Origin of the sequence: Alteromonas gilva (genome assembly GCF_028595265.1) — a bacterium.
Classification (GTDB): Bacteria; Pseudomonadota; Gammaproteobacteria; order Enterobacterales; family Alteromonadaceae; genus Alteromonas; species Alteromonas gilva.
The window spans coordinates 59,145-75,975 of record NZ_JAQQXP010000004.1 but is presented as its reverse complement, the minus strand read 5'-3'; the positions used below and the strand labels follow the sequence as shown (position 1 = coordinate 75,975).

At 42.8% G+C, this 16,831-nt stretch carries 21 protein-coding genes; 13 read left to right on the top strand and 8 right to left on the bottom strand.

Annotation, left to right across the window (positions count from 1 at the left end; translation table 11 throughout):
- Positions 1 to 172 precede the first annotated feature (172 nt).
- The 4 genes from OIK42_RS19210 to OIK42_RS19195 all read left to right on the top strand — a co-directional run bounded on the left by OIK42_RS19210 (position 173) and on the right by OIK42_RS19195 (position 3,327).
- Positions 173 to 781, top strand: coding sequence for a hypothetical protein (locus OIK42_RS19210; RefSeq protein ID WP_273642785.1), 609 nt, complete (start codon positions 173 to 175; stop codon positions 779 to 781).
- A 56-nt stretch (positions 782 to 837) separates the two neighbouring features.
- Complete coding sequence (locus tag OIK42_RS19205; RefSeq protein ID WP_273642783.1) at positions 838 to 1,560, top strand: ankyrin repeat domain-containing protein; 723 nt, start codon at positions 838 to 840, stop codon at positions 1,558 to 1,560.
- A gap of 59 nt (positions 1,561 to 1,619) precedes the next feature.
- Positions 1,620 to 2,012, top strand: coding sequence for a hypothetical protein (locus OIK42_RS19200; protein ID WP_273642782.1), 393 nt, complete (start codon positions 1,620 to 1,622; stop codon positions 2,010 to 2,012).
- A 274-nt stretch (positions 2,013 to 2,286) separates the two neighbouring features.
- A complete protein-coding gene (locus tag OIK42_RS19195; RefSeq protein ID WP_273642781.1) occupies positions 2,287 to 3,327 on the top strand; it encodes a hypothetical protein in 1,041 nt (346 codons plus the stop codon).
- A gap of 165 nt (positions 3,328 to 3,492) precedes the next feature.
- On the opposite strand, the gene OIK42_RS19190 is transcribed toward OIK42_RS19195, so the two are convergent.
- Both OIK42_RS19190 and OIK42_RS19185 read right to left on the bottom strand, forming a co-directional pair.
- The gene (locus OIK42_RS19190; RefSeq protein ID WP_273642780.1) at positions 3,493 to 4,119 is read right to left on the bottom strand and encodes a hypothetical protein; all 627 of its coding nucleotides are present in this window, start codon (positions 4,117 to 4,119) and stop codon (positions 3,493 to 3,495) included.
- Positions 4,120 to 4,549: 430 nt separating this feature from the next.
- Positions 4,550 to 4,825: a hypothetical protein gene (locus OIK42_RS19185; protein WP_273642779.1), complete on the bottom strand. Its 276-nt coding sequence runs from the start codon at positions 4,823 to 4,825 to the stop codon at positions 4,550 to 4,552.
- 264 nt (positions 4,826 to 5,089) lie between these two features.
- On the opposite strand from OIK42_RS19185, the gene OIK42_RS19180 reads away from it, so the two are divergent.
- The 5 genes from OIK42_RS19180 (at position 5,090) to OIK42_RS19160 (ending at position 8,998) form a co-directional block, all read left to right on the top strand.
- Entirely contained in the window at positions 5,090 to 5,527 is a 438-nt protein-coding gene (locus tag OIK42_RS19180) for an OmpA family protein (RefSeq protein ID WP_273642778.1), read from the top strand.
- A gap of 13 nt (positions 5,528 to 5,540) precedes the next feature.
- Positions 5,541 to 5,825 (top strand): hypothetical protein, encoded by a 285-nt coding sequence (locus OIK42_RS19175; RefSeq protein ID WP_273642777.1) that lies wholly within the window; start codon positions 5,541 to 5,543, stop codon positions 5,823 to 5,825.
- Between the two features lie 44 nt (positions 5,826 to 5,869).
- On the top strand, positions 5,870 to 6,799 hold the full coding sequence (locus OIK42_RS19170; RefSeq protein ID WP_273642776.1) for a hypothetical protein: 930 nt from the start codon (positions 5,870 to 5,872) through the stop codon (positions 6,797 to 6,799).
- A 103-nt stretch (positions 6,800 to 6,902) separates the two neighbouring features.
- Positions 6,903 to 7,538 (top strand): hypothetical protein, encoded by a 636-nt coding sequence (locus tag OIK42_RS19165; protein ID WP_273642775.1) that lies wholly within the window; start codon positions 6,903 to 6,905, stop codon positions 7,536 to 7,538.
- Between the two features lie 233 nt (positions 7,539 to 7,771).
- A complete protein-coding gene (locus OIK42_RS19160; protein WP_273642774.1) occupies positions 7,772 to 8,998 on the top strand; it encodes a pentapeptide repeat-containing protein in 1,227 nt (408 codons plus the stop codon).
- A 45-nt stretch (positions 8,999 to 9,043) separates the two neighbouring features.
- Here the strand turns inward: OIK42_RS19160 and OIK42_RS19155 are convergent, their stop codons facing one another.
- Complete coding sequence (locus OIK42_RS19155; RefSeq protein WP_273642773.1) at positions 9,044 to 9,559, bottom strand: hypothetical protein; 516 nt, start codon at positions 9,557 to 9,559, stop codon at positions 9,044 to 9,046.
- A 170-nt stretch (positions 9,560 to 9,729) separates the two neighbouring features.
- Complete coding sequence (locus tag OIK42_RS19150) at positions 9,730 to 10,392, bottom strand: hypothetical protein (protein WP_273642772.1); 663 nt, start codon at positions 10,390 to 10,392, stop codon at positions 9,730 to 9,732.
- A 559-nt stretch (positions 10,393 to 10,951) separates the two neighbouring features.
- On the opposite strand from OIK42_RS19150, the gene OIK42_RS19145 reads away from it, so the two are divergent.
- The 3 genes from OIK42_RS19145 to OIK42_RS19135 all read left to right on the top strand — a co-directional run bounded on the left by OIK42_RS19145 (position 10,952) and on the right by OIK42_RS19135 (position 12,923).
- Complete coding sequence (locus OIK42_RS19145) at positions 10,952 to 11,851, top strand: DNA replication terminus site-binding protein (protein WP_273642771.1); 900 nt, start codon at positions 10,952 to 10,954, stop codon at positions 11,849 to 11,851.
- A gap of 105 nt (positions 11,852 to 11,956) precedes the next feature.
- Entirely contained in the window at positions 11,957 to 12,502 is a 546-nt protein-coding gene (locus tag OIK42_RS19140; RefSeq protein WP_273642769.1) for a hypothetical protein, read from the top strand.
- Between the two features lie 124 nt (positions 12,503 to 12,626).
- Positions 12,627 to 12,923: a hypothetical protein gene (locus OIK42_RS19135; RefSeq protein WP_273642768.1), complete on the top strand. Its 297-nt coding sequence runs from the start codon at positions 12,627 to 12,629 to the stop codon at positions 12,921 to 12,923.
- Between the two features lie 46 nt (positions 12,924 to 12,969).
- Here the strand turns inward: OIK42_RS19135 and OIK42_RS19130 are convergent, their stop codons facing one another.
- From OIK42_RS19130 to OIK42_RS19115, 4 genes are all read right to left on the bottom strand, one after another.
- Positions 12,970 to 13,863: a PrkA family serine protein kinase gene (locus tag OIK42_RS19130; protein WP_273642766.1), complete on the bottom strand. Its 894-nt coding sequence runs from the start codon at positions 13,861 to 13,863 to the stop codon at positions 12,970 to 12,972.
- A gap of 396 nt (positions 13,864 to 14,259) precedes the next feature.
- Positions 14,260 to 15,018 carry an EAL domain-containing protein gene (locus OIK42_RS19125; RefSeq protein WP_273642764.1) on the bottom strand — a complete coding sequence of 253 codons (759 nt, stop codon included), beginning with the start codon at positions 15,016 to 15,018 and terminating at the stop codon, positions 14,260 to 14,262.
- A gap of 94 nt (positions 15,019 to 15,112) precedes the next feature.
- Complete coding sequence (locus OIK42_RS19120) at positions 15,113 to 15,553, bottom strand: hypothetical protein (RefSeq protein WP_273642762.1); 441 nt, start codon at positions 15,551 to 15,553, stop codon at positions 15,113 to 15,115.
- A 1-nt stretch (position 15,554) separates the two neighbouring features.
- Positions 15,555 to 16,016: a hypothetical protein gene (locus OIK42_RS19115; RefSeq protein WP_273642761.1), complete on the bottom strand. Its 462-nt coding sequence runs from the start codon at positions 16,014 to 16,016 to the stop codon at positions 15,555 to 15,557.
- 184 nt (positions 16,017 to 16,200) lie between these two features.
- On the opposite strand from OIK42_RS19115, the gene OIK42_RS19110 reads away from it, so the two are divergent.
- Positions 16,201 to 16,818, top strand: coding sequence for a hypothetical protein (locus OIK42_RS19110; protein WP_273642759.1), 618 nt, complete (start codon positions 16,201 to 16,203; stop codon positions 16,816 to 16,818).
- The last annotated feature ends 13 nt before the right edge of the window (positions 16,819 to 16,831 follow it).

The following is a 16,831-nucleotide window of genomic DNA, read 5'->3' as shown; positions in this document are numbered from 1 at the left end:
AGTGAGTTGGTCAATTATATTTGTTACCTGTAACAATTTTAGGCTTTGCCTGTAGCTGCCTTCCTATCTTTTATATAATTAAGCGTTACAGGTAACAAAAAGTTATCTCTTTATTCTTAGCTGAGGTACGATAGCCCTCTTTATTAATGAGAGCCCTTTAAGGTAATTGCGAATGGCAACACAAAATGATCAGCAACCGGATGAATGTTGGCAGCAGTTCGTTGCCAGTGGGTTGGTTGAAAAAGGACTTCGCGTCGAGGACTTTACTTCTCCAGAGGAAAGAAATGTTGAGTACAGTAAAGACTCGCCCAAACTGGCCCTCAAAGCGCTTAGATCCGTACTGACTCCGGATGCACATCGACGGTTAAGTGGCCGGTGGCGAAAGTATAAATACAATGCGAAGAACAATACGACGACATTAACCATCCGCAAGGAAACCCTGAGCAAACTGAAAGCAATGGCTCAAAGGACCGGCTTGGCAGAAGATAACTACGAGCTATTGTTTGAATACCTTTTAGATCCCAATGAAGACTTAGAGCCATCAAAACAGGAAGTAAGCACGCTCGATATCGAATCTGGGCTGGACTTTGAAGCACGTTCCGAAAAATTAAGAGCCAAGCTTCGATTTCGCCCTCATTCCTGGAAGCACATTCTGGATGTCTATGAGTATGCGTTTAAAATGGGGTGGGCTGCATGCAAGGCGTTGCACGCAAAGAAACGTACCGTAGAGGCACGGGACGAAGCAGCGAAAGCGTTTGCCGATAAACTCAATGGTTTTTGAAATATACTATTATTTGAGAAAAGATATTAAATAATTGTAGGTTCAAGAAGAAACAAATGCATATTGTAATAGCCATAGTCGTTTTATTTTTTTACCTCTACAGTCAATCGTTTAGAAGATTAATCAATGCAACCTTGATTTCTCTGGCTTTGGCCATGTTGTTGGGTGGACTGGTAGGGAAAGTTATTAATTCAACCGCTGGAATTATCATAGGTATAGTTACTTTTCTTTTTTCTGTGTCTATGCTGTTCAAGGCGCTCAGATTTATGTCTCAGGTAATAGCACAAAGCGGATTAAAAGGAGTAACGAAGTATACGGGTGAAAGGGCTAAAGGGGAAAAACACGATAAAGCTATAGTCGACGGCGGGATTGAGGCGTTTGATGCTGCTTTGAGCTTATGTAAATCTGCAGACAATGCCGCTAAGTTTGAACGTTCTGGATTGAAAGTGCCTAGCCAAAATTATTCAGACGTGACTGTTGCCAATTTTTTTCATGCTGTTGAGAATTCAGATGTTGAAACTTTATCAGCAATTAAAAAAGAGTTATCACCCTCTGAGTTACATGTTCTTATTAACTCAGAAGACGAAATTCAAGATAGACCACTACATGTTGCCGTAAGAAAGGACTCTCCGGATATTATTTACTGGCTTCTATCAAACGGAGCAGATCGAGAGTTGAAGAATTATTGGGAGCATACAGCACTAGAACTCGCAATAAAGCTCAGGCAAGAGAAGTGTGTTGAACGGTTAAGTTTGTCTCTTGAACAGAGCGCAGTGTAATTTAGGTGGACTAGCCATCATTTTAGCTGCAAAACTCAATTACTCGAAAGGAAAGTACAATGAAAAAATTTATATTTGTCATTGGCTTTGGTCTGATTGTTTCGTTTCTTGGATTCAATTTGGATTCTTGGTTCTATCAAGGCGACAATTTTTGGGACAGAACAATGCGTTTTATCATTTGTGGGATAGGTGCTGGCATCACGTCATCTGCGGTGCGATTATTGTTGGATCTATATCATTTAACGCATAAAGGAAAGCCGATGACGATCTTAGGAGTTGGTATTATTTTGGGTGGGGCTGTTGGGTATGGCTTTGCATCGAACGTAATACAATATTATGTTCCATTTGCTTCACCAGATAGTACAGGTGGTGATGTTGTGATATTTACTTCTCTTGTTGTTGGCTGTTCAGCTTTAGGTATTCAAGGCTTTTTTGCTAGGGTTACATCATAATCCACATATTAAGCCATTACAGTAACGTCACTTCGACAAAGTGCAGACATTTGTCTCAAGCTGTCTCTGACGCTTTTGGGCTGCTCAATACGTTGTGTAGTCCTTCGAGCCGACACATATTGCATGCATTCCCTTTATATTTTTCTTACGTGCTTTGTGAACGCATAAGTGTATGACTTGTTGGCGTAAAGCTGTAATATTTCAATAATGAGTTGTTTTATTTGTGACTCAAAAGGACCGTATCATTTCAATGTTATAAGTTAAAGGATAAATTGTGCAAATTAAAGAGCTGTTAAATCTTTCATTTTGGATAGATGAAAATATAAAAGAGCTGCAAGTATCCCAAAAATACCAGCAACTTCACAAAGCTATGCAGCAGAATGTAAATGCTCATCATAACCAACCAATGCAGCCTTTCGAAGCCCAAAAAGAGGCTGTTATTAATACTATTGAGGATATTTCGGTTTCAGATCTTACGAATGAGCAGGAAAAAATGCTATCGAGGCTCGAAATATCACAATACATAGGCTCCGAGGGCGTTACGAATTTAGAAAATTTGCTTTTTAGGAACTCGTTAGATATCGCTACTGCAACAACTGAAGTAAAATCTATACACGACAAGCTCAGTCAAGCAATTCAGAAGTCTGATCAATTAAGAGCCAACCTTATCACTTTAGTCGATGATGACGACGAAGATTCTGATGAAGGTGAACAAGTTATTATGCGTGTTCATTTTCAGAATGATGTTTCACTCAATAATCTCACAGACCTAAAGAAGTTAAGTACTACTTGGTGGGAAATAGGCCGGGGAATTGCTATGGCGCATGATGGTGCGCCTGAAGATGTTAAAATTGTTGGCGCTCAGAAAGGTTCCATTATAATTGAGCTTGCAGTGCTAGCAGCGATTGCCGCAACAACTAGCCGAATCATACTTTCGGCACTTAAGGTAGCTGACAGAGTGCTAACTATTAGAAAGAAATCTGAAGAGATCAAAGCGCTTAAACTTGGAAATCAGAAATTAGAGGCTGAATTGGCAAAGGAAGCTGATAAGGAAAAAAGGGAAGGACTTGAATCTATTACAAAAGAAATCTCAGTAAATCTTAACGTTAATCAAAATGGTGATGGTGAAAAGTTCAAGGTTCTTGAGAAATCGGTTAAAAATCTAATAGAGTTTGTTGAAAAAGGTGGCGAAGTCGATTTTTATAGCCCTGAAGAAAACGAAGATAATCCAGATATAGAGCAAATGAGATTAAACTTCGAAGAAATAAAAAAGCTAGAGAAACGAGTGCTCGCTATCGAGAGTAAAAGTTCATAACGATTAATTCTAGTGACCGCCTCGGCGGCGCTTGGATATGGCGTTGAACGCCTGTTCTTTGTCCAAAAAAGAGGACGTGCTGGTATTTGTTCATCCCTGCCTGGCCGACGTGGCCAAGACTTGCCATAAATAGTGTAAGTTCGAGTATGAGCAACAATAATGCAATTAAGTGTTCACCTGAGTTTCATTAAACACATTTGACCAACGAGAAGATTCATAGGCGCTTGAAGGGTGGTTGATTCCAAGTACCTTCACTTCACGCCCTTCAAATGGGTACGTGTAAAAGCAGTCGCTATGAACGTCATTAGCGATATAACATCCGGAGCCGAAATCTTCTGGTATTGCATCCCAAACCTTATTACCCCAGCTGATTATTATATCCGGTGCGTATTCTCTAATAACCTCTAAAAATGCCTTTCTATCAGTGTCTTCGTTATAGTTATAATGCTGAGTGAGTCTGGGATTTGAACCTGCTGGGATCTGCAAGTAGTTATAAAACATTACGGAGTTCCACAGTTGCTCTCGAAGGCATTCTTCATGAGCTGTTCCTTGCACGAAGCTGTTCATGAACTTAGTAAAAGTGGATTTCCAATTACCTTTGATACTCTCATCTAAATAGTCTGTCATCACACCCGTTGTGAAATCACTGGATTGTTTTTGAGAGTCCAATTCTCCAATTTCTGACTCATCTGTATAGTGTGAATCACCGAGAATTAAAATTTTGTTGCTAAAAACTGAATTAGGCTGTCCATACTGGCTTCCGACCCAAGGTCTAAAAAATACATTGTTCATAGGTAATCCCTTTTATATTCCGTTAAGCTAACTAACCTTTATTAGCTAACTTGCCCAGCATAGTCCCATACGTCAACATCTTCTGGTTTTAATTCTTTAATCGCCCAATGCCCTGTTACATGAAAAACACCGTCCCTGAATACAGCGTTGAACTTTGCGGTCGGTGATTTACTATAGAGTACTAGCTGGCAGTTTTCCTCTGGTAAGTCTAGTGGCTGTGTGGGCATTGGTTGGTAGTCGCGCTGTGAATATTGCTACGAAGATACTGTTTTGCCGGCCACCACACTGTTCATCTTGAAAGTCATTGCGGTTACATAGCTTTGGGGCCAGTTCAAGCCAGCAACGTACCACAAGGTTGGGAGTCTTGTCATCGAGAGAGTAGACTGCCCCGGGGCAATGACTAAATAAAATGAGCGCTTCGAAAGAACGCTCAGAAACGAAACTGAAGTGTTGCCGTTACAATAATCTTCTTTCGGATGTCATGTTCAGTTGTTTCCGATTCGCACACCTTGTCTGCAGAGGTTGCTTCAATCTGTATAGCCCATCGCTTATTGAGCCGGTAGTCGACTGTTACAGCGTCATTGGAAGTTAAAAGCACTACCTCCCTTCGATTTACTCTGATTACCCGCTCTTCTTGCTCGTGGCTCGCATTTGAAGGTGAGGTCATCACAGCCAGGGTAGCAGCAGTCAGGCACGTTAGTTTCATCAAGCTTCACCTCGAACACATTTATTTCAATACTGATTCAAGCTACAGCGAAGTTGGATTGGCGCAATAAACTGACCTGCGCTCTGATTGTCAGTCTCTGACATTTGATGGTTTGGCAAGGTCAGGCACTTTCAAATGGAGCTAAAATTGGCCACAAGAAGCCGTGCGGTTGTCCATAGAGTGGCGGAAAAACCCGCCCCTACTGCAAGGGAAGACAAAGACAATCTGTAGAATGCCTGTATCCAAGTTATTGTGGTACCGAATATGAAAATTGCTTTAAAGATAGCTGTGCCGGCAGTGATGCTGTTCCTAAGTGGGTGTACATCCATGAATGACGAAAACGTTGGCCAACACCAGGCAAATGCTGGCCCTTATGAAGACACTCACCGAAGTACTCAACGGGTGTCTCATACTGTTGAGTTTGAGAATGACTCTGCAGAACTTCCCTTTAACGCTGCTGAGGTGGTAGAGCCTCACGCCAGGTACTTAATCGCTAACCCTGACATCCGTGTTGGTATTCAAGGCAATGCCAGCGAATCGGGTACAGAGCAGTACAATTACAATCTGGCCATGGGCCGGGCTAAAGCCGTAAAGAAACTATTCCTTGAGCTTGGCGTCGACGAATCTCAACTGGTCACGCTATCAGTGGGTGAAACCCGCTCAAAAACGACACCAAACCGCTCGGTTGTACTGGCATATTAATCTGGGGAACCAAATGGACTTACTTCGAAGGTTTAACGAACAATTCAGCCGGCAATCCATCGGTATCATTGATCGAATTGGCGCATACGTTGTCAGTGACATTGCGCTGTCATTAGGTCAGGGCGCCACTAAAGAGCGGGTCATCAATGTGCTGCGTGACAAGAATTCGTTAATAGCGCTGCATGACGATATAACTGATGATGTGCTAAAAACTCGACTTAGCACATACATAAATAGTGATGAGAGCTACTTTAAACAGGTTACTGCACTGCCTGTGGCAGTGTTGAAACAAATATAGGTTTACTAAATTAAAAGTGGAACCACATATTAAGAGAGGAAAAAATGACTATCAAAGGCTATACCCGATTATTAGTGACAGTACTTTTTGCAGTGGCTTCTGCCAATGTCTCCGCATCCATCTTCTTTAACATAAACCTGGGGCCCGGAAATAACATCTATCGAGAACTAGGGATAGAGCCGGATGACTTCAATTTTGATAACCATTTTGTAGAGCATAATCAGATGGAATGCTCAACGCCAAAGCAATTGGGATCGCGAGGTCTTATGGAGAAAGTTTTTGCTTCTCATATTGATTCAAATAAACAGGTAGCTGATAACATTGTTTTGTTTAGAAACAAAATGTCTGAAGTTATGGTCGAGGCCTTTAGTGATGCAATCACAGAATTCAGGCAAAGAGACAGGTATGCTAAATGTAGTTATAGTGTTGCTTCATTTAGCAACAACTTTAGCAGCTTAAACGACTTTTTAAAAAACGGCCCGAAGGTTGTTCTAAAACTTATCGAGAAATCAGGCATTAGAACATTCTCAAGTGTTAACATAGATTTAAACGTAGATACTGGCGAAGTTATCCAGCTTACTGTTCAGCAGGTATCGCCCCCTATGACTGCAGCTCAAATTAAAGCTACTCTTTCAAATGTAGAAAAAAAGCACGGTGTTACGATGAAGCAGGCTCACAATACACCTCGACTATCTAGCTATACGTTTCAAAAGGAAGATATTTATTGCGGGATTGCATTTAAGGAAGATTTATATCCATCTCCAATCTACAAAACATTGTATGGCCTCAGTGAATACAGAAATATTAATTCCGGATGTAGCTTTACTGAGCTCAAAAAGAACAGCGTTTATGAATACGCTATATCAAAAAGTGAGACATTGTTCAGGGAGAGAGCTGAAGGCGTAATACAAATGTTTATAGAGGAATATGCTGACCAGTTTAATCAGGAAACGGATGTTTCACCGGTGTTCTAGTCTTATAAGCGGGATTTCATGACATCCTTATAGAATATACACCAGCGAAGTGGCACTATGTTCAGAGCCTATACACTGGAATATTTGAAAAGGATGTCTTGATATGAAGCTAGTGATAATTTTATCAGCCGTTTTGCTTATAAGCGGCTGCGAAACACAAGCCGACAATCGTGAAGATGAGGCAATTCTAGCCGCTCTTCAAGAAGTCAGTGATATAGTTACTGGTGTCACCTGGAGCAAGTGTGTCGATGTTCCTGGAAAAAATATCAAGAATTGCGCGTTTACCTACACATTTAAAAGCGCTAAATATACCTCTGCTGAAGCCGTTTCGGACTTCACGATTTTAGAGTCATCCTGGGCGCTTACTGAAAACCCAGAAATCATCAAAAGACACCAGAGCGACAGGTATAAAGCGTTTCTTTTATCAGGCACGTCAAGGCTGTTAAAAGATGCTGAATTCGGGCTCGGAGGTATAAAATCTGCAGTAGAAATTTGTGCTTATATGAATCCCAATAGTCCTGAGCAATGCGCTTCAGGAGTTAATGGTGTACCGAAATACCCGAATAAGAACAATGTCACCATCAACGTCATTGATGCTAAGGTAATCGTGAAATATGAACAACCGCCCATTCCCGATACGACTCCAACTCAAATTATCTATTCTCTAGAAAGTATAAAGCCTATTCGTTGGAAAGCTGAATGTAGCGAATACAAGGATTGCGAGGATTTTGTTTTATAGCAAATTCATGGCATAAAAGTGGAAAGCTGAGCCTTTTAGTCAGAGAGAAGCATTCAATCAATATTTTTGTCATAGTCGCAAGCTTACCCGGCTTTTTGTAAAACCTTTAATGAGCTTAAGTATGGATACACCAAACAAACCAAGAGTAACTTTGGAAGGCGATGATGCCGTCGACCTTTGGTTGGCAGGTCGTGATGCATGGAATCGGTGGGTTGATAATAACCCGGACGCAAATGTCAGCTTTGCTAGAGTGGATTTTTCGAAATATCTTGAAGAAAGCGCTCCAGAAATATCATTTGAACAATATTTATTCCCAAATGGGGAAGTCTCGTTTAGTTACGCTACATTTGGCGATGGGGGGGGTTATATTTTATGGTGCTACCTTTGGCGATGGAGATGCTATATTTTTTTCTGCCGACTTTGGCAGAGGGTATGTTTCGTTTCGAGATGCCACCTTTGGCGATGGCAATGTTTCGTTTAGTCACGCCAATTTTGGCGATGGTACTGTTTCGTTTATTCACACCAACTTTGGCAATGGGGATGTTTGGTTTAATGACGTTACTTTTGGCGATGTCGCTGTTTCGTTTAGCCACGCCAATTTTGGCGATGGCAATGTTACGTTTAGCCATGCCACCTTTGGTGAAGGGGATGTTTCGTTTAATGATGCCACCTTTGGCGATGGTCGCTTATTCTTTAATGTTAAAGCATATGGCGTTGGAGCTTTATCATTTGAACATATCACTTGTACTTCCATTTCGTTCGAAAGTACGGAAGAAGCATCATCTGTCAGAAACTTAACCGACTTTTCGTTGAGAGGCGCAACTATCGATGGCCCGTTGATACTGAACAACCTGAAATTTAACTGTATTCCTGACCTACGTAGCACCAAACTGTCACATCATGTGGATATGGATGGCCTTGACGTAAACCTCGTTCGGGAAAGAGGCAATTGGAGAACTTGCTGGCATCGGCATGCAACGGATAAAACCGCCCAATCAAAACTCGGCCGACTTAAGGAAATCGCAGAGCAATTTAAGCATCACCATGAAGCGTTAAAGTTCAACGCTATGGAGAATCAGGCAAAACGCTGGGTTAATGAACCCTCTTTCATAAAAAATGTTATGGATATGCTGTATTTCCGTTTATCAGACTATGGCCGCTCATACGTGTGGCCAATGGTTGGGTTAGCATTTTCATGGTTGTATTTTGCGATCTCTTACACGCTTATAGCGTTTATCGCGTCGGGAAAATTACCAAATCTGTTGCATATGCTGGGCTTTACGGTCGTCAATAGCCTGCCCTTTATCCCAATCGGACGCTCTATACGCACTAAAGCAGAAGCTTTATATTTCAGCGGCTCAGTAGATTGGGTCTATGGGGTTATTACTGTGCAGAGCGTTGTATCCCTAATACTCATCTTTTTAATTGGCCTTGGGCTAAGGAATCAATTTAGACTGTGAAAGAGACAAACCTGGTTTAAGCCAGAGGGGGGGGGCAACGGCAGTTTAATTATTTCGCCTAATTTCATCCATCATAGCGCGTATACGAGCTTGTGGTGATGATGCTTCGATTAAGGCGTAGGCAATATGCTGTATCCGCCCTTTCGATGACTCAGGCGCCGTAGACAGCGCTTGATGTACCATCTCACCCACTTCAGTAACTAATGGGTCAGAGCTAATGACCACCAAATCAAACGAACTGTCCGAATAAAGGGTATTCAAGTGAGCACACATCTCAGCGGAGCGAGCAACAAGTGTTTTGCATAAACTGTACAGCTCAGCGTGATGATTCCCCAGATAGGTTTCGGTACCCGGGTGAAGCAGGTATTCGGCCAGGTTCCTGGTACAAGTCATATAAGCCAGTGGGTTTTCAGACTCATGGGTTTGTTTCGAATAGCAATACAGGTAGGCGTAAAGGCCACACAGCAGCTCTTCACCTTTCGAGTTAAAAATGATGTCAGCATACCCGGTTAGGTTGCTGAAGTGTTTGTTTACCCAGTTCATGGGCACGTATTTGGCCATAACCGGGCTTGGATTACCATGTATTCAGAGATAAATGGTTTCAAATCGCATACTTTTAGGTTAAACGCGCTGCATATCGACGAGGGCAAGGTAGTGGGCGAGTCGACAGGAATACCCCCTGTCAAACCGCCCATATGTAGAGAAATCAGGAAATGGAGAGTCGTGTCTCTTTAAACCACTCTGTTTGCGATATACCTCAAACGGGCCATACCGGCTAACCCTGCCAGCATTAACAGTGTTGAACCAGGTGCGGGGATGTTGGCCTCTGAGACTGATGTGGTCACGCCAACCATTTCGTATCGTACTTGGGTGCGACCGGACGCTCTAACAGTAAAAAAATTCCAAATCCGAGCAGGCGATGACGGGTAGTCAATGGGGAGGGCTGTGCCAGAACTAAGCCCATTCGGACCATAATTTTGCATAGTCGAAAGAGAAAAATCAGATAGTGCCGAGGTGGGAATATTGGAATTTGTCTCTCGCACACTATTGAAAACAATATAGTCAGTGGCGTCACTATATATATCAATCCAGCCTTCATCATCAGTTATCGAAGTGTTGCCCCATGTAGAGCTAGTAAAAAATCTAAACTCAAGTATAGCCTCATATTGATATGTGTTTGTTGGAACTATTCGTGAAAGCGGCGTATCAGCATCATAAACAATCGTTGCTAGAGCGCTATCGCCAAAATATTGAGCAAGAAACGCATCGGTATAGTCATCTGATTCGCGGAAATCGAGCTCTAGCTCGTAATTAACTGTCACAATAGCGGCGTTGGCCATGCTTGCATAAATTAATGCGACGGTGGCCAGTATGATTTTTTTCAGGTATTTCATTATATCTTCCTTCATAGATTGAGTTATTTGCTTTCGCAAAAATAAACGCAGCGCTACGTAAAAACTCCCCCAGCCTAGTGATTGCCGAGCAGGAAGATAAATCCCAGTTGCGTAAGTGATTAAAAGCAGAGGTGAAGTGAGGTTGCGGGTTATCTTTTGACATCAATCCCTCCTGGATTCAGTGCGCTCAACATGCGCATTAAGGTCAATTCCTGCACTTACCATACCCAATTGGCTGTTCAATATCCATACAACCCAAGATAAAAAACACGAAGAAAAGCATACTAACTCAAGATTAACTATATCATACCAATAGAACCCCCCTGCTAAACCTGCCAGCTTCGCTGGCATAACGCACTTCGACTCCACCTGCCGGGGGCAAACCCGAGGGGGCGCGAGGAGGGGGCGAAAAGAAGTCGAGCAAGAAAGAGAGATACGCGATACGGCTTTGGGCTTTCGGTGCTACCCAGGGTCGGCCGGCCTCTGACGGTGGTGCGAGTGGTGGTATAGTGTATATTTATGGTATGATATAGTTATTATATTGATGAGGCAGATTTCAATGACAATCCCTGACAATGGAACCCCAGATGCTGATGCCGTGGCCATCGTGCGCCGGGAGTACTGGCACCTCGTTGAGCACATTAAATTGCTCATTGATTGCCTGAAAATGGGCACTGTGACCAAAGCACAGTTATATGCCCTCCCTTATGGTGAGCTCGATGATGTCGGTGTCGACGAAGTCATGATTGACGTTAGCCGGCTATCCGGTGATGCCGCCATAGAAAAAGCGTTGCTGCATTTGCTGGACTTTGAACTGCGCCATGAAAATCAGGCCGGCGTCATGGCACAGCGATTACCTGGTGTTATCTGTATACGCCATCCGGATGAAGATGAACTACGTCGACGTGTCACTGAAATCAATCGCCTCAAGAAAGCCTTCGAACGAACAATACTGCAGTTGGCCAATCACACAGACACACGATTTGAACTGGTGAGTAAAGCCGTACCTAACCTTATTCGTAAAGCGTTCACACGGCAAATTATGATAGGTGAGCCCGGTTATTCCCGCATTGGGTTTTCCTGGGTTCGGCTGCACTCCCAAAGCAAAGCGCAAAACAAACAATTCTGGATCGACAAATTAGAGCTGGCCAAGAGTGCGAATAAACATTCCGCCAGCCATGCAGACTGGGTAAAGTCCATCGACATGGAAAAACGCCAGCTGATGAATGCAAATGATGCAGAGCTATTTCGGATACGTCGCCCTTTACGCATTACACCAATGATGAACATCCGTGATGAGAATAAGAAAAGCCGGCAAACTACCAAAATTGCCCACTCCCCTATTTGGTTTATTAACCAGGATGTCACCATCGGAGAATTAGGCCCTTACATTGGCCAGGCTAAAGCTGATGCGGCTGCACCGGTTATTGAGCGGCTGCACTTGTATAAGGTGCTCTAGGCACGGCTGTAACCTATTTTTTCTCCTCGACCGTTTATACAACACATGTCCCAATGGGTTTGGTATAGTTAAGTTGTTGATATTAAATCGAAGGAATAGGCATTCATGAAAGCGCATTGGTTAGTTGCATTCAGTGCATTATCAATCGGAACTTCAGCTATAGCTGCTGAAAACCTACCACTGGAAGTGACTGAGCATTTTGATAAGGAATGGCGCTGTACAACAAGTGCAAACGTCATGATCATCGAGGATGGCACGGTAAGTACCCTACCCGGCTTTTCTTTCACTCTTACCTTAAAACAAGCTACGTTGAAAACACGCGTTGAAGCCCACTTCGATAAACATCCCGTACTAGGTCAGTATCTTTTGAGTAGTTCAATCCCTGATTTTAAATACACTCAACCAAGATATAGAGGAGATGTAATTGTCATACCTGGTTTTACTACAGGTCGACTGATGAGCAAATTTGAACACCTCTCGCAAGGAAAAAATAGTTACAACACGGAACTCCACAATGTTGTTTTGGATTTACATATCAAAGAAGACACGCTCAATTACACAGTTTATACGCCGTCACTAACCATGCGAGCTGAGGGTCAAAAGGTATCTTTATACACTGAAAAAGGTGCTTGTCATTCTGATAAGAAATAATTACCCAACCAAGCTGGCAACAATCGATAGGGAGCTATCGGATGCTACGATATTTATGGGTTATTGCGTTTCGATTTCGAAACCTTGAATATGGTAGGTAAAAGCCATCACCGTAGGAGGATGCATGAAGGTTTACAAAGGAACTGTAGTATTCGCAGTGCTCGCATATTCATCTGTTGCTTTGGCTCTGAGTAATGGCGGAGGAAATGAGCCGCCTGGCAAATCAGAACAGCAGTGCGTCGAGTTTATTATATCTGAGCTGGACAGGTTAGATATTACCTTTGCCAATTTATCAAACAAACAATACTTAGAGATGGCCAAAAGATTTTTGCCGACTTTAATGACAGAGGAAGAATTTGAAAGCTGTATACAACGAGTTCGTTTAGCCGAGGTAAAAGACAGCCTTATCCTTAGATATTGAACCACAGCGATATAATAATACATTTTTCTTTCAGTAGCACTCGCACCTAAAGTAACGCCGCCAGAATTAAGCCGGCAGCCAAGTTAGCCAATATGGCCATTCCGATTTGCTTAGGCGTCTTCCCAAATCCAGCCACCACCGGTAAACCATTGATAAATTTCGTATAATGTTGCCGGGCATTAAAACTCTCTTCATATCCAAGAAATACTTTTCGTACCGGTAAGGTAGTTCCTAATGAGCATGAATCTAAACTCACACCAGACATGTAAAACGGGGCATGACACTGACGCCTAGCGCTGGCCATCACCCACTTAACCGGCTCACCATCAACACAATAGGCCAGCTCAGGAATTCCCCACAGTTCAGAGCCAGAAACATCCTCAGGATAGAGCTCTTCAACCTCGAAATCATCAGGCTTCATCCCACTCTTCACTCTCTCAACCAACCAACTTGAACAAACCTGCCCAGAGCGCTTAAGCGGAATGCCATAATGCTCCTCAAGCCACAAGCCCTCATCAAACCTGGTAAACAAGCTCAAAGGAGAATCCAGCGCCGGAGAACCGGCAATCACAAAACGCGGGATTGTTCTGGCTAATCGGTGCAACCGGTACAAAAGCGCTTGTGATACTTCACAGGGTGCAACGAAGTACAAAGGCTGCCGGCCATTCGATGCCAATATTGCACTGTATATCCGGTCAACGATCTCTCTGTGATTAGGAAAATCCACAAAAGCTGATCTCAACTGAAACTCTTCGACAGCATGTTTGGCGCTAAAATCGTGCGGATAGACAGCCTCTAGAGCCCCAAATGCTAATGACAAATTCGCTACTAATGGCTGGTAAACCCTTGGCTCAGATTTACAAAGCTTCAAATACTCAACCACCGACAAATTGCCCTGACGCGATATGTATCTCTGTTTATAATGCTCGAAAATGCCCATACCCCCCCCCTGTATAGAAAACGGTCTCCCATATTTCCAGCATAGACCTATATTTTTTGGAATCATAAGGTTTGGGTCTTGTTTGTTTAACTTTATTTAATAATTACTTTCGAATCATTGACTTAAAATCACGATTAAACTGGACTAGTGTGATTACCAATATCTCAATTTTTATACATTGATTAGCAACATAATCCATGGATGTTGGACATTGTATGATTCACTAAAATTTTCATTCTTGGCTCAGCACCTATGTGTTTGACTTAGAAAAAGCACTTATTGAACCGTCAGACCACTCCGTGAATATCGTACAACCAACACGCCACTCACATACTTTTACTACATTTGTCATTTTATCCTCTCCGGTAATTTAATTGCCGATTGGCCACCGGCCTTTCAAATATTGTCGGAGTTCACTACAGCCAACTTAAACTGCCTCGCCTGCATCATGTCGATGATGTTGGGGCAATCTATTTTGCTCAGTTCAGGCTTAGCAAAGTAATAGCCTTGTGCAAAGTCAGCGTCACAAAACTGAGCCACGTTAAATTGCTCTTCGGTTTCGACGCCTTCGATGATAACCCGTGCTTCCATGTCATGGATGTATCGCACCAAGGCCTTAAGGGCTTTCTTATGCCACGGATCACGCGCTGCGCTCTGAATTAGCTCTTTATCCGTTTTTACAATGGAAGGCCTTATTGTGGTCACATGCTGAAAGTTGGAAATGCCGCAGCCAAAGTCGTCAACCACAATAGGGTGACCGTTACGTCTGGCATAACCCAGATGATTGTAAAATCGCTCTTTATCGGAAGGATCTATGTGCTCCGTTACTTCGATGGCAACCGTCGAGGGGGCAATTCCATTCTCATAGAAAGTATTCAAAGCACGGACAAACAGTTGACTTGATATCTGATCAGGGGTGAAGTTAACAAACAACGTTTTTACACCGCCATTCATCATCAGTGCTTTCAATGTCAGCGCTTTGGATTCAGCAAGTCCCACAAGATGCTCTAAGAACAAATTTGAGTCATTTAGAAACGCTTCAGTGTCCTTACCTTCATATTCACGCAAAAGTAGCTCATGGGCCACTACAGAGCCAGAATTGACCTTAACAATGGGTTGATGCGCAAATTGGAAAGCTCGCTCAGATTTCCGCATAAATAAATTCCTCAAAAAACGCTCTTATATCGGTGATGAGTATAGCCGGGCACAAATACAGCGCATGTCTATACACATCCGTAAAAATCAATGCCTACTGACCATTTTCTGCCATTGCTGATTGAACCCTTGCAATCAACGACCGCTCATTTTCAATTGCGTCCATTAACAGGACGATATCCGTGACGCTGGTTCCACCTTCATGGTGAAGCTCGAGTGCACCATATTTTTTTTCTTGGTGAATCGAGATTGAGTCAACGGGAAGAATTTTCTTCTTCCAGAGATCCTGGCGGATGTAAGTTAAGCCGCCTTTCTCATCAACATTGAGCGAACGTCTGAAGAACGGCGCCACCGGCAAAGCCAAAGCGGGTATAAGCAACCAAATCGTAGGTAGACCACTATAACCGATTGCATGGTAAGTGGTTAAAAGGGCATACCCGAACAACACGGCCCCGGCAAGATATGAAAAAGCCAAGTAAATGGGATGCGAGAGCAGCAGGTAATAATCAAATCGATATTTGTAGGCGATGCTCATTTTAATGCACTGCCGGTGTTTTCGATTTAACAAAGCTGCGCATATTGCCAACCATCTCATTAAACTCTAGTTGTTCTGAAGCACTCTTCTCCACGAGGCTTAGAAACTCTACATTGTTAGAAAAGATATACAGCTGTTTAAAGGCCTGATTCGATAAATCCACTAATAAACTCTCACTATCTGCTATACTTGAATTGAGCAAGGATTTTTTGTTTTTAATTTGTAAGTGAATTCGGAGTAGATCCAGAGGCAGAGCTAAATCTGACTCTACATTTGATGTGTTTTGTGCAAATACAAGCTCATTCCTTTCGTTGCAGCGGTAGAAGTACCCACACAATTCAGGGAGATCATAATTCCCAGAATGCGAAGAAATTTGCTGTATGGCAGTAAGATTTTCCAAAAACAAAGCGCCAAGAAACGCAGAAGACTTCAACTGTGTATCAGATGCAAATGCTAGTTCCATAATTTCTCTTCCGAATTTAGATTTTAAAATAGTATCACCAACAGACTTCCTTGCTATCGTTTAGACATGGCCAAAATGGCATGTCTGTGGAAGGCTTTAACGGACCTAAAGTGCTGTAATAAACACATACAATGAGCAGTAGATGAATATCTACCTCTGAAATCTTACGTATTAAGAAGATTGAATGAGCGATAAAAAAGTAAATACCAGGTCCGTACCGAAGCTTCCCTACCATGAAGCTGCATCCCTTCTTTACTCAATGGGAGTGAGGAAAATCAAAGACCTTCAAGCGTTAAACAAAAACGCGGAGCGCCCTCCAGAGATCCCTCAACGCCCGGGTGAATACTACAGTGAATACTCCGGTTGGAAGCAGTTCATCGAAGACGGGCGGCGTTATTTCGAAGAACACGGTATGCCGGCTAATGAAGTGCCTTCATATACGCAATTGAAAGGCACGATTAGAAAATTGGGCATTCGTACTCAAACAGAATTCAAGAGTGCATTGAAAGCCGGGATGTTTGGACAGCATGTGCCGTCCAATATTGAAGTGTTTTATGGTGAAGAATTTGAGGGGTGGGATACCCTACTATGCTCTCACAGTAATTTCATGCCGTTCGAAGAAGCTAGGGAAATGGCGAGAACCTTTGGCCTGAAAACGTCCTATGAGTGGGTGAAGTTCAGCCGAGAAGGTAATAGACCAAATAACATTCCAGCATGGCCACAAAGAGTGTACGAAGGTGAGTTCATTTCCTGGGATGATTTCCTAATAGACCCCAGAGACAAAGAATACCTGGATAAATAACAACAAGCCTGTT